Here is a 14958-nt window from a genome sequence, read left to right on the forward strand (position 1 = left end):
GTGCATTGCGTTCAATCGTTGCGTCTTGACAGAAGCGCAAATGACGCCCACCACGGAAAAATGCTTATAATGCCCAGCGTTTTTTTCCGCTTTTACTGCCAGCGCGGGTCGTTCTCTGTGTAGTCGAGACCCTGACGCCAAATTCATTCTTTGCCCTGGATGTTCAAACGCCTTGATTCGTCTGCTGAAATTTTTCGGTTGGTCCATCGTCGCCGTTTTCTGCGGACTGCTTTTAGGTCTCAGTGGCGCCTATCTTTACCTTAGTCCGGGTTTGCCGTCCGTGGAGGCGCTGAGAAGCATTCAGTTGCAGATTCCTCTACGGGTATACAGCAGCGATAACAAGTTGATTGCAGAATTCGGCGAAATGCGCCGCACTCCGATCCGGTTCGCCGACATTCCCCCCAATTTCATCAATGCGTTACTAAGTGCTGAAGACGACAATTTCGCCAACCACTATGGCGTCGACCCCAGCAGCCTGATGCGCGCCGCGACCCAACTGGTCAAAAGCGGTCACATCCAGTCCGGCGGCAGCACCATCACCATGCAAGTGGCGAAGAACTTCTTCCTGACCAGCGAACGCAGCTTCTCGCGCAAAACCACCGAAATCCTCCTGGCCCTGCAGATCGAACGGCAGCTGACGAAGGACGAAATCCTTGAGCTGTACGTCAACAAGATCTACCTGGGCAACCGCGCCTACGGCATCGAGGCGGCGGCGCAGGTCTACTACGGCAAGTCGATTCGTGATGTGAGCCTGGCGCAGATGGCGATGATCGCCGGCCTGCCTAAAGCCCCGTCACGCTTCAACCCGTTGGCCAACCCGGCCCGTAGCAAGGAACGTCGCGACTGGATCCTGGGGCGCATGTACAAGCTTGGGAAAATCACCGAAGCCGACTACACCACCGCAATCAACGAACCGTTGAACGCCAGCTATCACGTGCCGACCCCGGAAGTGAACGCGCCGTACATCGCCGAAATGGCCCGTGCCGAAATGGTCGGTCGCTATGGCAGTGACGCCTACACCGAAGGTTTCCGCGTCACCACCACCGTGCCGAGCAATCTGCAGGAAATGGCCAACACGGCGGTCCACGAAGGCTTGATGACCTACGACCAGCGCCACGGCTACCGCGGTCCTGAGTCGCGCCTGCCAGGCAAGACCCGCGAAGCCTGGGCCACCGAGCTGACCAAACAGCGCACCATCAGCAGCCTTGAGCCGGCCATCGTCACCCAGGTCGACAAGAACGGCGTGCAAGTGATGACTCGTACCGGCGACGAACACGTCAGCTGGGACAGCATGAAGTGGGCGCGGCCATTCCTGAACACCAACAGCATGGGCGCCAATCCGAAGCAGCCGTCGGACGTGGCCCAGGTCGGTGACCTGATTCGCGTACAACGCCAGCCGGACAACTCGCTGAAGTTCAGCCAGATTCCGCAGGCCCAGGGCGCATTGGTGTCCCTGGATCCGCAGAACGGTGCGATTCGCTCGCTGGTCGGCGGTTTCGCCTTCGAGCAGAGCAACTACAACCGCGCCTTGCAGGCCAAACGTCAGCCGGGTTCGAGCTTCAAACCGTTCGTCTACAGCGCCGCCCTGGATAACGGTTATACCGCCGCCACTTTGGTGAACGACGCGCCGATCGTGTTTGTCGACGAGTACCTGGACAAGGTCTGGCGTCCGAAGAACGACACCAACACCTTCCTCGGCCCGATCCGCCTGCGCGAAGGTCTGTACAAGTCGCGCAACCTGGTATCGATCCGACTGGTGCAGGCGCTGGGCGTTGATCGCACCATCGACTACATCAGCAAATTCGGCTTCAACAAGCAGGACCTGCCGCGCAACCTGTCCCTGGCCTTGGGCACCGCGACCCTGACGCCAATGGAAATCGCCACCGGCTGGAGCACGTTCGCCAACGGCGGCTACAAGATCACGCCGTACATCATCGACAAGATCGAAAGCCGCAGCGGCGACACGCTGTTCGTCGCCAACCCGCCGGCCGTACCTCAGGGCGCTGCGGCGACTGCTGGCCTGGCCGCACCGGTCGCACAGCCGTTCACGGTCAACGCGACGCCGGGCGAGGCAACCGCTGCTCCTGGCACGGTGCCGCAAACCCCGGCCTTGGCTGAACGGATTGTCGATGGGCGCACCACGTTCATCCTCAACAGCATGTTGGAGGACGTGATCAAACTGGGTACCGGCCGCCGCGCGCTGGCCCTGGGCCGTCCCGATATCGCGGGCAAGACCGGTACCACCAACGAATCCAAGGATGCGTGGTTCTCGGGCTATAACGCCGATTACGTGACCACCGTCTGGACCGGTTTCGACCAGCCTGAAAGCCTGGGTCGCAAGGAATTCGGCGGCACCGTCGCCCTGCCGATCTGGATGAACTACATGGGCGCCGCGCTTAAAGGCAAGCCGCCGCATACGCAAGCGGAGCCGGAAGGCATCCTGAGCCTGCGGGTTGACCCGGTGAGTGGCCGTGCAGCCACGCCAAGCACGCCTGGGGCCTACTTCGAGCTGTTCAAGGCCGAAGACACGCCGCCATCGGTGAACGAGCTGGGCAACGGCACAGCGCCGGGCAGCCCGTTGCCGGCGGACGAAGCGGCACCGATCGATTTGTTCTAGAGAAACAGCTACAAGCGGCAAGCTTTAAGCGGCAAGAAGAAGCAAGAACCATGCGCGCTGCTTTTAACTTGCAGCTTGTAGCTTGCCACTTGAAGCCCATAAAAAAACCCAGCACTTGGCTGGGTTTTTTTATGGGCGCTGCTCTTATCCGTTGAACACATCATCCACGCTTTTCAGCGGGTAGTTCTTCGGATACGGCAGGGTCGCTACACCGGTCTCGATAGCGGCTTTAGCCACGGCATCGGAGATCACGGTGATCAGGCGGGCATCCATTGGTTTCGGGATGATGTACTCACGACCGAATTCCAGTTTGATACCGCCGTAGGCGTCGCACACTTCCTGAGGAACCGGCAGCTTGGCCAGTTCACGCAGGGCGTTGGCAGCGGCCACTTTCATTTCTTCGTTGATGCGCTTGGCGCGAACGTCCAAGGCACCGCGGAAGATGAACGGGAAGCCCAGTACGTTGTTGACCTGGTTCGGGTAGTCCGAACGGCCGGTGGCCATGATCACGTCGTCACGGGTGGCGTGAGCCAGTTCCGGGGCGATTTCCGGATCCGGGTTCGAGCATGCGAACACGATCGGGTTGGCCGCCATGGACTTCAGGCCTTCAGCGCTCAGCAGGTTCGGGCCGGACAGGCCGACGAACACGTCAGCACCGGTCAGGGCGTCAGCCAGGGTGCGCTTGTCGGTCGCGTGAGCGAAGACAGCCTTGTACTGGTTCAGGTCGTCACGGCCGGAGTGGATCACACCGGTACGGTCAACCATGAAGATGTTTTCGATGTTGGCGCCCATGCTCACCAGCAATTTCATGCAGGAGATAGCGGCCGCACCGGCGCCCAGGCAGACGATCTTGGCGTCAGCCAGGGTTTTGCCAGCGATTTCCAGGGCGTTGATCATGCCGGCGGCGGTAACGATCGCGGTGCCGTGCTGGTCATCGTGGAACACCGGAATGTCGCATTGCTCGATCAGAGCACGTTCGATCTCAAAGCACTCAGGTGCCTTGATGTCTTCCAGGTTGATGCCACCGAAAGTGATGGAGATGCGCTTAACGGTGTCGATGAAGGCTTGCGGGCTTTCGGAGTCGACTTCGATGTCGAAAACGTCGATGCCGGCGAAGCGCTTGAACAGCACGCCTTTACCTTCCATCACTGGCTTGGAAGCCAATGGGCCGAGGTTACCCAGGCCGAGAATCGCGGTGCCATCGGAAATGACTGCAACCAGGTTGCCTTTACCGGTGTATTTGTAGGCCAGTTCAGGATCGCGGGCGATTTCGCGTACTGGTTCGGCTACGCCGGGGCTGTAGGCCAGCGACAGGTCGCGGGCGGTAGCGGTGGCCTTGGTGAGCTCGACACTCAGCTTCCCTGGACGAGGATGGGCGTGATATTCGAGAGCGGCAGTTTTCAAATCAGACATGTGGGCATTCCGCTTTTTACTGTTGGACAGACGGACCGCCGAGGATACGCGTGTCGCAAAGTCCCTACAAGACTGACCGGTCACCCCTGTCAAGCGCCCTGCCCTACGACTTTGGGCCAAGAGCCACGGAACACAAGGGATAGACTGTTCACAATCGACTTTAAAAATGTTTACAATTTTTTATCGTTGCGTGGCTTGAAGCATCGAAGGATCACTTAACGGGAGTAACCAACGCGCCTGACCATCATTCAGTCCACCACGGCGCGAACGGTCCAGCACCCAGCCGCGCGCCTCGATCTGCTTGCCCTTCAGCCGCTCGAGCGCGGCGACATCGAACCGGCCGAGCAAATTGGGTGCAACGCGCAATACAACCGAATCCTGCAACTCGATCCAAACCCCGCCACGATTGCGCTGAACCTTGCTCACATGACCGCTGATCAGCGCAAAACCGGAGGCCTTGATCTGCTCCGCTTTCAGTACAGGCGACTGCCGCCACAGTCCGAGACTGGCCTGTCGAGCCGTGCGCTCCGCCGCTTGCTGGCAACTCACCAAATCGACATTCGGCGCGACCGCCACTTGAAAACCGAGGCCTTCGGCGAGCATCTGCGCTTCGAGGTTGGCGCCATTGGCGCTAAAGACATGGGCCAAGGTACGGCCATAGCGATCCTTAGCCTCTTTACCGGGCAATAAACCAACCCGGCCATTGCTGGCAGCCACCAGCGCTTCGAGGCGTTTGCGCGCCGCGACAGCGAACGGCTCGTCGGAGCGACCCTGTCGGCCAAGTTCCGGGGTGTTCAAGCCGATCATGCGCACACTGCGACCATCGCTCAGGCGCAAGGTGTCGCCGTCCACCACGCGCTGCACGGCAACAGGCGTCAAACCGCTCGGAGCCGGGCAGAAGGCCTGGGCGCCTGGAAGCCAAATCGCAGACACAAAAAAGGCGCCCGCAAGGGACGCCTTTTTCAACAGCGAGGAAAAGCCCATAGGGCCTCTCAACCTTACTCTGCAGCAGCAGGCTTTTTGCCAAAAGCACCGAAACGGTCTGCGAAGCGCTGTACACGGCCGCCAGTATCCAGAGTCTTCTGCTTACCGGTGTAGAACGGGTGGCACTCGTTGCATACGTCAGTACCCAGTGGCTTGCACAGGTTCGAACGAGTTTCGAACTTGTTGCCGCAGCTGCAAGTTACTGCAATGGTTTCGTACGCTGGATGGATATCGGCTTTCATGGTGTATTCCTCAGGCTAGCGTGCCGCCACTCAACACTATTGTTGAATACCGCACGTAATTAGGCCGCGGATTCTACCAGACAATCCTGATCACGCAAGCTGTCGCTTACACCGGTCGTCTGCTAGGCTCCCGACCAAATCGCCACCCCTGTGGGAGCGAGCCTGCTCGCGAAAGCGTTGTGTCAGACGGCATGAATGCTGACTGACACTCCCTCTTCGCGAGCAGGCTCGCTCCCACAGGTCGTAGCACTGCTGTTAATTTTTCGCTGATTGAGATCCCCCCGCGTGCCCGACGCCATTTTGCGCCTCGCCCTGCCTTCGCCTCTGCGTCGCCTGTTCGATTACCGTGCCCCGGCCGGGGTCCTGCGCGCCCAGTTGCAGCCGGGCATGCGCCTGCGGGTGCCGTTCGGCCGACGGGAAATGATCGGGATTCTGGTGGAGGTCACCGACACCAGCGAAGTCCCGGTCGAAAAGCTCAAACCGGCGATTGCCCTGCTCGATGCCACGCCACCGCTGCCGCCGGCACTGTTCAAGCTGTGCCTGTGGACGTCCCAGTATTACCAGCACAGCCTCGGCGACACCTTGAGCTGGGCGCTGCCGGTGTTGCTGCGTCAGGGTGAACTGGCCGAACCGCGCCAGGAACGCTTCTGGTCTGCCGCCCCCGGCGCCAGCCTGGATGATCCGCGTATCGCCCGCGCCCCGCGCCAGCGTGAAGCCCTGGCGACCCTGGCCCAGCACCCCCACGGCGTCGCCCATCAGTTGCTGAGCAAACTGATGCTGAGCAAGGACAGCCTCGACCTGTTGCTGGCCAAAGACCTGGTGCAAGTGGAAGTTCGCAAGCACGCCCCCGGCGCCCGCCACGAACATTGGCTGGCGCAACCGGAGTTGCCGCTTAACCCGGAGCAACGCGCCGCTTATGAAGCGATCCGCGCCGGGTTCGACAGTTATCACGCGTTCCTGCTGGCCGGCGTCACCGGCAGTGGCAAGACCGAAGTCTATTTGCAGCTGATCCGCGAAACTCTTGAAGCCGGCAAACAGGCGCTGGTGCTGATCCCGGAGATCAACCTCGGCCCGCAGACCCTGGCGCGCTTCGAGCAGCGCTTTAATGCACGCATCGCGTTGATCCACTCGGCGGTCAATGATCGCGAACGCCTGGAAGCCTGGCTCGCCGCCCGGGACGGCGACGCCGACATTATTATCGGCACCCGCTCTGCGCTGTTCACGCCGATGAAGAACCCCGGCCTGATCATCATCGACGAAGAGCACGACGGCTCTTATAAGCAGCAGGAAGGTTTGCGCTATCACGCTCGCGACCTGGCTCTGGTCCGCGCGCGGCAGGAAAACATCCCGATCGTCCTCGGTTCCGCCACGCCTTCGCTGGAAAGCCTGCACAACGCCTACACCGGCCGTTACGGCCTCCTACGCCTGAACGAGCGCGCCGGGGGTGCCAAGCAGCCGCGTTTCCTGCGTCTGGATGTGAAAAGTCGCCCACTGGACAGCGGCATTTCCGGGCCGATGCAGCAAGCCATCGGCCAGACCCTGGCTGCCGGTCAGCAGGTTCTGGTCTTCCTCAACCGCCGTGGCTTTGCGCCGACCCTGCTCTGCCACGATTGCGGCTGGATGTCCGAATGCCAGCGCTGCGATGCGCGGATGACCGTGCATCAGCGCTCCGGCGAACTGCGCTGTCACCATTGCGGTTATGTCGAGCGCGTGCCCCGGCACTGCCCGAAATGCGGCAAGGTCGATCTGCGGCCCGTGGGCGCGGGCACCGAGCGCGCCGAGGAACGGTTGGCGATTCTGTTCCCGGATGTGCCGGTGCTACGGGTCGATCGCGACAGCACCTCGCGCAAGGACGCGATGAATCAGCTGTTTGCGACGATCCAGAAAGGCCAGCCGTGCATTCTGGTCGGCACGCAAATGCTTGCCAAAGGGCACCATTTTCCACGGGTGACGCTGGTGTCGATCCTCGATGCCGACGGCGGGCTGTTCTCCGGAGACTTCCGCGCCAGCGAACGCATGGCGCAGCTGATCGTTCAGGTCGCCGGCCGCGCGGGCCGGGCTGAAGAGCCGGGCCGAGTGATCATTCAGACCCACTTGGCCGACCATCCGCTGTTGGTGCAACTCACCGAGCAGGGCTATTTCGCCTTCGCCGAGCAAGCCTTGAGCGAACGCCGCGCCGCCGGCCTGCCGCCGTTTGCGCACCTGGCGCTGCTGCGGGCCGAAGCGCACAAACCGGGTCAGGCCGAAGGTTTTCTCGATGAGGCCTGCAGCGAGGCGGAACGATTGCTGGCCGAGCAGAATCTGACCGGTATCGAGTTGCTCGGGCCGGTCCCGGCACCAATGGAGCGTCGGGCCGGGCGCTATCGGGCGCAGTTGTTGTTGCAGGCCACGGCGCGGGCGCCTTTACATCGTTTATTGAGCAGTTGGCTGCTGATTCTGGAACAAATGCCAAGTGGGCGGGCGGTGCGCTGGTCTTTGGATGTTGATCCCGTCGATTTGTATTGAATTTGAGATTGCCACCGCGTGTAGGAGCAAGGCTTGCCCGCGATAGCGCCCTACAAATCGCCATCGCGGGCAAGCCTTGCTCCTACACGCGATGGCGGTCTAATTGTCACCACATACCCCTAACCTGCCCGCTATAGTTGGCAAGCACGTCCATGCCACGGATAATGCCCAGTTTTTCCACTAGCGCATCCAGGCGCCGCCGCGCTTGCGGTCGAAAGAGAACACCATGAAAGACACCATTCGCCAGCTGATCCAACAAGCCATCACCCAACTCGTCAACGAAGGTGTGTTGCCTGAAGGCCTGTCGCCGGCGATCCAGGTGGAAAACTCCCGGGACAAGAAGAACGGCGACTTCGCCAGCAACATTGCGATGATGCTGGCCAAACCGGCGGGCATGAAGCCCCGCGACCTGGCGGAAAAAATCATCGCCGCCCTGCCCGCCGACGAAAACGTCACCAAGACCGAAATCGCCGGCCCAGGCTTTCTGAACTTCTTCCAGAACACCCAGGCCCTGGCCGCGCGCCTGGACGCCGCCCTGGCCGACGATCACGTCGGCGTGCGCAAGTCCGCTCCGGTGCAGCGCACCGTAGTCGACCTGTCGGCACCGAACCTGGCCAAAGAGATGCACGTCGGCCACTTGCGCTCGACCATCATTGGCGACGGCGTGGCCCGGGTGCTGGAGTTCCTCGGCGACACCGTGATCCGTCAGAACCACGTCGGCGACTGGGGCACCCAGTTCGGCATGCTGATGGCGTATCTGCAAGAAAACCCGATCACCAGCGACGAACTGTCGGACCTGGAAAACTTCTACCGCGCCGCCAAGCAACGCTTCGACGAATCCGAAGAATTCGCCGACCGTGCCCGGGGCCTGGTGGTCAAGTTGCAGGCCGGCGACGCCGAGTGCCTGGCGCTGTGGACGCGCTTCCGCGATATTTCGCTGTCCCACTGCCAGGCGATCTACGAACAACTGAACGTCAAACTGACCATGGCCGACGTGATGGGCGAAAGCGCCTACAACGATGACTTGATCAACGTGGTCAATGACCTCAAGGCTGCTGGCCTGCTGGTCGAAAGCAATGGCGCCCAGTGCGTGTTCCTCGACGAATTCAAGAACGCCGACGGCGACCCGCTGCCAGTGATCATCGTCAAGGCTGACGGCGGCTACCTCTACGCCACCACCGACCTGGCAGCTGTGCGTTATCGCAGCGGCAAGCTGAAGGCTGATCGCGCGTTGTATTTCGTCGACCAGCGCCAGGCCCTGCACTTCCAGCAAGTGTTCCAGGTTGCGCGCCTGGCCGGTTTCGTCACCCACCCGATGGAAATGGAACACATGGGCTTCGGCACCATGAACGGCGCTGATGGCCGTCCGTTCAAGACCCGTGATGGCGGCACCGTCAAGCTGGTTGACCTGCTGAACGAAGCCAAGGACCGCGCCTACACCCTGGTGAAAGAGAAGAACCCTGAGCTGGCCGAAGACGATCTGCGCAACATCGCCAAGGTCGTGGGTATTGGCGCGGTGAAATACGCCGACCTGTCCAAGCACCGCACCAGCGACTACAGCTTCAACTTCGACCTGATGCTGAACTTCGAAGGCAACACCGCGCCGTACCTGCTGTACGCCTACACCCGCGTGGCCGGGGTGTTCCGCAAGCTCGGCAAGGACTTCAGCGAAGTCGAAGGCCAGATCGTTCTCGAAGCACCGCACGAACACGAGCTGGCGGCCAAACTGGCGCAGTTCGGCGAAGTGCTGAACAACGTTTCCGACAAAGGGACGCCGCACATCCTTTGCACCTACCTGTACGATGTCGCCGGCCTGTTCTCCAGCTTCTACGAGAACTGCCCGATCCTCAGCGCCGACACCCCGGCGCAAATGCAGAGCCGTCTGCGCCTCGCCGCGCTGACTGGCCGCACACTCAAGCAAGGCCTGGAACTCTTGGGTCTGGAAACTCTGGAGCGTATGTAAGTTGGCTGCCAAGAAAAAACCTGCACCCAAGCGTGGCGCCAGTCGTTACACCGCTCCTGCCAAGCAGCCGATCCCGGGCTGGCTGTGGATGGCCATCGGCCTGACCGTCGGCGCTTTTATCGTGTTCCTGATGAAGCTGGAGCCGGGCAAGGGTAGCGAAAGCGTCAAGCGCGAGAAGATCGAGCAGCAGAAAGCCACCAAGATCGCCGAGGCCAACAAGACTCCGCCGAGCCCGACGCAACCGGTGAAGCCGAAGTACGACTTCTACACCTTGCTGCCGGAATCGGAAGTAATCGTGCCGCCGGACGCAGTGCCGGAGAAAACCCTGCCGACACCACAAGTGCCGGTGGTTCCGACCACGCCGGTAACGCCAGAGCAAGCCGCGAAGATCGACACCGCTCGAGCCCAGGCCGCGCTGGCCGGGATCACTCCGCCACCGCCGCCACCGGTTTCCAAAGCGGCGCCGGTGACCAAGTTCTTCCTGCAGGCCGGCTCGTTCCGCAAGGAAGCTGATGCCGACAAGGTGCGTGCGCAGATCATCCTGCTCGGCCAGGCCGTGGCGGTTGAGTCCGGCATGGTCAAGGACGAGACCTGGTATCGCGTATTGGTCGGACCGTTCAGCAACCGTGAACAACTGACCACCGCCCAGAAACAACTGGCCGGCAGCGGTTTCAGCAACCTGTTGTTACAACAACGCCAGAGCCGCTGACCCACCTCCGATCGTTCCCACCCCACTTCCGCCCTACAGTTGAAAAAATCTCCACCACCCCCATATGAGTTGGCATAAGGCATTTTCGCCCCGCTGCGTGGAGACTCTCCCTTGACCACCATCGTTTCAGTTCGCCGCCACGGCAAAGTCGTCATGGGCGGCGACGGCCAGGTTTCTCTCGGCAATACCGTGATGAAAGGCAACGCGAAGAAAGTTCGTCGCCTGTACCACGGTCAGGTCATCGCCGGTTTCGCCGGGGCCACCGCTGACGCCTTCACCCTGTTCGAGCGTTTTGAAGGCCAGCTCGAGAAACATCAGGGTCACCTGGTTCGCGCCGCCGTCGAACTCGCCAAAGAATGGCGCACCGACCGCTCCCTCAGCCGCCTCGAAGCCATGCTCGCGGTCGCCAACAAAGACGCTTCCCTGATCATCACCGGCAACGGTGACGTGGTCGAACCCGAAGAAGGCCTGATCGCCATGGGTTCCGGTGGCGGCTACGCTCAAGCCGCAGCCAGCGCCTTGCTGAAGAAAACCGACCTGTCGGCCCGGGAAATCGTCGAAACCGCGCTCGGTATCGCCGGCGACATCTGTGTATTCACCAACCACACCTTCACCATTGAGGAGCAGGACCTCGCAGAGTAAGCCTGTTTCGGCCCCGTGCCACGGCTTACTTTTGCCAGAGGACCGCCAATTACTATGTCCATGACTCCCCGTGAAATCGTCCACGAACTCAATCGCCATATCATCGGCCAGGACGATGCCAAGCGCGCCGTCGCCATCGCGCTGCGTAACCGCTGGCGCCGGATGCAGCTGCCGGAAGAGCTGCGTGTTGAAGTAACACCAAAGAATATCCTGATGATCGGCCCGACCGGTGTCGGTAAAACCGAGATCGCCCGTCGCCTGGCCAAATTGGCCAACGCGCCGTTCATCAAAGTCGAAGCAACCAAGTTCACCGAAGTCGGTTATGTCGGCCGTGACGTGGAATCGATCATTCGTGACCTCGCCGATGCCGCGATCAAGTTGCTGCGCGAACAGGAAATGACCAAGGTTCGCCACCGCGCCGAAGACGCCGCCGAAGATCGCATCCTCGACGCCCTGTTGCCACCGGCACGCATGGGTTTCAGCAACGAAGACGCCGGATCGCCGACCGATTCCAACACCCGCCAACTGTTCCGCAAACGCCTGCGCGAAGGTCAGCTGGATGACAAGGAGATCGAAATCGAAGTCGCCGAGATGGCGGGCGTCGATATCTCCGCGCCACCGGGCATGGAAGAGATGACCAACCAGTTGCAGAGCCTGTTCGCCAACATGGGCAAGGGCAAAAAGAAAAGCCGCAAGCTGAAGGTCAAAGAAGCACTGAAACTGGTGCGTGACGAAGAAGCCGGGCGCCTGGTCAACGAAGAAGAGTTGAAGGCCAAGGCTCTGGAAGCGGTCGAGCAGCATGGCATCGTGTTCATCGACGAAATCGACAAGGTCGCCAAACGCGGCAACTCCGGTGGCGTCGATGTGTCCCGCGAAGGTGTGCAGCGTGACTTGCTGCCGCTGATCGAAGGCTGCACCGTGAACACCAAGCTGGGCATGGTCAAGACCGACCACATCCTGTTCATTGCTTCCGGTGCGTTCCACCTGAGCAAGCCGAGCGATCTGGTGCCTGAGCTGCAAGGTCGTCTGCCGATCCGCGTCGAACTGAAAGCCCTGACCCCGGAAGACTTCGAACGCATTCTCAGCGAGCCGCACGCATCGCTCACCGAGCAATATTGCGCGCTGCTGAAAACCGAAGGCCTGGTCATCGAGTTCCAGCCGGACGGGATCAAGCGCATCGCCGAGATCGCCTGGCAGGTCAACGAAAAGACCGAGAACATCGGCGCCCGTCGCCTGCACACGCTGCTTGAGCGTCTGCTGGAAGAGGTGTCGTTCAGCGCCGGCGACCTGGCCAGCGCCCACGACGACAAGGTGATCCTGATCGACGCCGATTACGTCAACAGCCACCTCGGCGAATTGGCGCAGAACGAAGACCTGTCACGCTACATTCTGTAGAGCCTCGAGTTGCAAGCTACAAGCGTCAAGCTGATCGCGTTAAGCTTGCAGCTTGTAGCTTGCCGCCCAAGGCCCTTTCTATGATTCCCACCGACATCAAGTTGCACAAAGCCTCGAAAACCCTGTCGCTGAAATACGCGTCCGGCGAGGAATATCACCTGCCCGCCGAGTTCCTGCGCGTGCACTCGCCTTCCGCCGAGGTCCAGGGCCACGGCAAACCTATCCTGCAATTTGGCAAGATCGCCGTCGGCCTGAGCAAAGTAGAACCGGCCGGTCAGTACGCACTGAAATTGACCTTCGACGACGGCCACGACAGCGGCCTGTTCACTTGGGAATATCTCTACCAGTTGGCCGTACGCCAGGAAGACTTGTGGAGCGATTATCTTGCCGAGCTCAAAGCCGCCGGCAAAACCCGCGATCCGAGCCAGTCCATCGTCAAGCTGATGCTCTAGGTCAGGCCTCTTGCTCTTTAGAGGGCATTTTCTAATTTCATCTGTTTGAATGCTCCGCTGTGTGGCTGAGGATCGGCCCGCTTGCGAAAAAAATTAAACTCGGGTAACCAATGGAACTGGCAAGTTCCCTGCAGTGCTCGTTGTGTTGAAAAAGCAGCGATGCAGTATTAACGGTCACCCGAGCAGCAGTACCTGGTATTGGTTGTGTGACTACACGGCTGGGCCCGGGTACTCGTCTCAGGACAATGGAGCGTCGTAGATGAGTAACAAGAACAACGATGACCTGAAGTATCAAGCCTCGGAAAATACCCTTGGGCTTAATCCTGTTGTTGGGCTGCGTGGAAAGGATCTACTGGCTTCTGCTCGGATGGTGCTCAGGCAGGCCATCAAACAACCGATTCACAGCGTCAAACATGTCGCTCATTTCAGCCTCGAACTCAAGAACGTGCTGTTCGGTAAATCCGAGCTGCATCCGCCAGGTGATGACCGTCGTTTCAACGATCCGGCCTGGAGCCAGAACCCGCTCTACAAACGTTATTTGCAAACTTACCTGGCGTGGCGCAAGGAACTCCATGCCTGGATCGACGACAGCAGCCTGTCGCCCAAAGACGTCGCTCGCGGGCACTTCGTGATCAACCTCATGACCGAAGCCATGGCCCCGACCAACAGTGCGGCCAACCCTGCGGCGGTCAAACGCTTTTTCGAAACCGGCGGCAAGAGCCTGCTCGACGGCCTCTCCCATTTGGCCAAAGACATCGTGCACAACGGCGGCATGCCGAGCCAGGTCAACATGGGCGCGTTCGAAGTGGGCAAGAGCCTGGGCGTGACCGAAGGCGCGGTGGTGTTTCGCAACGACGTGCTGGAGCTGATCCAGTACCGGCCGATTACCGAGCAGGTGCACGAGCGCCCATTGCTGGTAGTCCCGCCGCAGATCAACAAGTTCTACGTATTCGACTTGAGCCCGGACAAGAGCCTGGCGCGCTTCTGCCTGCGCAACAACGTGCAGACCTTTATCGTCAGTTGGCGCAACCCGACCAAGGAACAACGCGAGTGGGGCCTGTCCACCTACATCGAAGCGCTCAAGGAAGCGGTCGATGTGGTCATGGCGATCACTGGCAGCAAAGACGTGAACATGCTCGGCGCCTGCTCCGGTGGTATCACCTGCACCGCCCTGCTGGGCCACTACGCGGCGATCGGCGAGAAGAAGGTCAACGCCCTGACCTTGCTGGTGAGCGTGCTGGACACCACCCTGGACAGCGACGTGGCCCTGTTCGTCGACGAGCAGACCCTCGAAGCCGCCAAGCGTCACTCCTACCAGGCCGGCGTGCTGGAAGGCCGCGACATGGCGAAAGTCTTCGCCTGGATGCGCCCCAACGACCTGATCTGGAATTACTGGGTCAACAATTACCTGCTTGGCAACGAGCCACCGGTGTTCGACATCCTGTTCTGGAACAACGACACCACACGGTTGCCGGCCGCGTTTCACGGCGACCTGATCGAGATGTTCAAGAGCAATCCTCTGATCCGCCCCAACGCTCTGGAAGTGTGCGGCACGCCGATCGACCTCAAGCAGGTCACCGCCGACATCTTTTCCCTGGCTGGCACCAACGACCACATCACGCCGTGGAAGTCTTGCTACAAGTCAGCGCAACTGTTCGGCGGCAACGTTGAGTTTGTGCTGTCGAGCAGCGGGCATATCCAAAGCATCCTGAATCCGCCGGGCAACCCGAAGTCGCGCTACATGACCAGCGCTGACATGCCGGTGAAGGCCGAGGACTGGCAAGAAAACTCCACCAAGCACACCGATTCGTGGTGGCTGCATTGGCAAGCATGGCAGGCCGAGCGTTCGGGCAAGCTGAAGAAATCCCCGACCACACTGGGCAGCAAAACCTATACCGCGGGCGAAGCTGCCCCGGGCACTTACGTGCATGAGCGGTAACTGACACACCCCACACTCCCGTAGGAGCAAAGCTTGCTCGCGATCGCGGTCGATCATTCAACATTGATGTCGACTGACCCGGCGCCATCGCGAGCAA

At 60.6% G+C, this 14958-nt stretch carries 11 protein-coding genes; 8 read left to right on the forward strand and 3 right to left on the reverse strand.

The window, feature by feature from the left end; translation table 11 throughout:
* Nucleotides 1-175: 175 nt before the first annotated feature.
* Nucleotides 176-2617: a penicillin-binding protein 1A gene (locus BK667_RS01370; RefSeq protein WP_375538754.1), complete on the forward strand. Its 2442-nt coding sequence runs from the start codon at nt 176-178 to the stop codon at nt 2615-2617.
* 144 nt (nt 2618-2761) lie between these two features.
* Here the strand turns inward: BK667_RS01370 and BK667_RS01375 are convergent, their stop codons facing one another.
* The 3 genes from BK667_RS01375 to rpmE form a co-directional block, all read right to left on the reverse strand.
* On the reverse strand, nt 2762-4030 hold the full coding sequence (locus tag BK667_RS01375) for a malic enzyme-like NAD(P)-binding protein (protein ID WP_010464435.1): 1269 nt from the start codon (nt 4028-4030) through the stop codon (nt 2762-2764).
* A gap of 180 nt (nt 4031-4210) precedes the next feature.
* Nucleotides 4211-5014, reverse strand: coding sequence for a thermonuclease family protein (locus tag BK667_RS01380; RefSeq protein ID WP_123596598.1), 804 nt, complete (start codon nt 5012-5014; stop codon nt 4211-4213).
* A 14-nt stretch (nt 5015-5028) separates the two neighbouring features.
* Nucleotides 5029-5256: a 50S ribosomal protein L31 gene (gene rpmE, locus BK667_RS01385; RefSeq protein ID WP_123511093.1), complete on the reverse strand. Its 228-nt coding sequence runs from the start codon at nt 5254-5256 to the stop codon at nt 5029-5031.
* Between the two features lie 285 nt (nt 5257-5541).
* On the opposite strand from rpmE, the gene BK667_RS01390 reads away from it, so the two are divergent.
* The 7 genes from BK667_RS01390 (at nt 5542) to phaC (ending at nt 14861) form a co-directional block, all read left to right on the forward strand.
* Nucleotides 5542-7761 carry a primosomal protein N' gene (locus BK667_RS01390; protein WP_123596599.1) on the forward strand — a complete coding sequence of 740 codons (2220 nt, stop codon included), beginning with the start codon at nt 5542-5544 and terminating at the stop codon, nt 7759-7761.
* A 226-nt stretch (nt 7762-7987) separates the two neighbouring features.
* Nucleotides 7988-9724, forward strand: coding sequence for an arginine--tRNA ligase (gene argS / locus BK667_RS01395; protein ID WP_123596600.1), 1737 nt, complete (start codon nt 7988-7990; stop codon nt 9722-9724).
* Nucleotide 9725: 1 nt separating this feature from the next.
* On the forward strand, nt 9726-10433 hold the full coding sequence (locus BK667_RS01400; RefSeq protein ID WP_123596601.1) for an SPOR domain-containing protein: 708 nt from the start codon (nt 9726-9728) through the stop codon (nt 10431-10433).
* Nucleotides 10434-10544: 111 nt separating this feature from the next.
* Entirely contained in the window at nt 10545-11075 is a 531-nt protein-coding gene (hslV, locus tag BK667_RS01405) for an ATP-dependent protease subunit HslV (protein WP_007899242.1), read from the forward strand.
* A gap of 54 nt (nt 11076-11129) precedes the next feature.
* Nucleotides 11130-12470, forward strand: coding sequence for an ATP-dependent protease ATPase subunit HslU (gene hslU / locus BK667_RS01410; RefSeq protein WP_123511100.1), 1341 nt, complete (start codon nt 11130-11132; stop codon nt 12468-12470).
* Nucleotides 12471-12550: 80 nt separating this feature from the next.
* Nucleotides 12551-12922 (forward strand): gamma-butyrobetaine hydroxylase family protein, encoded by a 372-nt coding sequence (locus BK667_RS01415; RefSeq protein ID WP_123511103.1) that lies wholly within the window; start codon nt 12551-12553, stop codon nt 12920-12922.
* 259 nt (nt 12923-13181) lie between these two features.
* Nucleotides 13182-14861, forward strand: coding sequence for a class II poly(R)-hydroxyalkanoic acid synthase (phaC, locus tag BK667_RS01420; protein WP_123596602.1), 1680 nt, complete (start codon nt 13182-13184; stop codon nt 14859-14861).
* Nucleotides 14862-14958: the final 97 nt, after the last annotated feature.

Source organism: Pseudomonas frederiksbergensis (assembly GCF_003732705.1).
GTDB classification, from domain to species: Bacteria; Pseudomonadota; Gammaproteobacteria; order Pseudomonadales; family Pseudomonadaceae; genus Aquipseudomonas; species Aquipseudomonas frederiksbergensis_F.

Coding starts and splice junctions, on each gene's coding strand:
- BK667_RS01375 (WP_010464435.1), bottom strand. CDS start 4,030: ATGTCTGATTTGAAAACTGCCGCTCTCGAATATCACGCCCATCCTCGT.
- BK667_RS01380 (WP_123596598.1), bottom strand. CDS start 5,014: ATGGGCTTTTCCTCGCTGTTGAAAAAGGCGTCCCTTGCGGGCGCCTTT.
- rpmE (WP_123511093.1), bottom strand. CDS start 5,256: ATGAAAGCCGATATCCATCCAGCGTACGAAACCATTGCAGTAACTTGC.
- argS (WP_123596600.1), top strand. CDS start 7,988: ATGAAAGACACCATTCGCCAGCTGATCCAACAAGCCATCACCCAACTC.
- hslU (WP_123511100.1), top strand. CDS start 11,130: ATGTCCATGACTCCCCGTGAAATCGTCCACGAACTCAATCGCCATATC.
- BK667_RS01415 (WP_123511103.1), top strand. CDS start 12,551: ATGATTCCCACCGACATCAAGTTGCACAAAGCCTCGAAAACCCTGTCG.
- phaC (WP_123596602.1), top strand. CDS start 13,182: ATGAGTAACAAGAACAACGATGACCTGAAGTATCAAGCCTCGGAAAAT.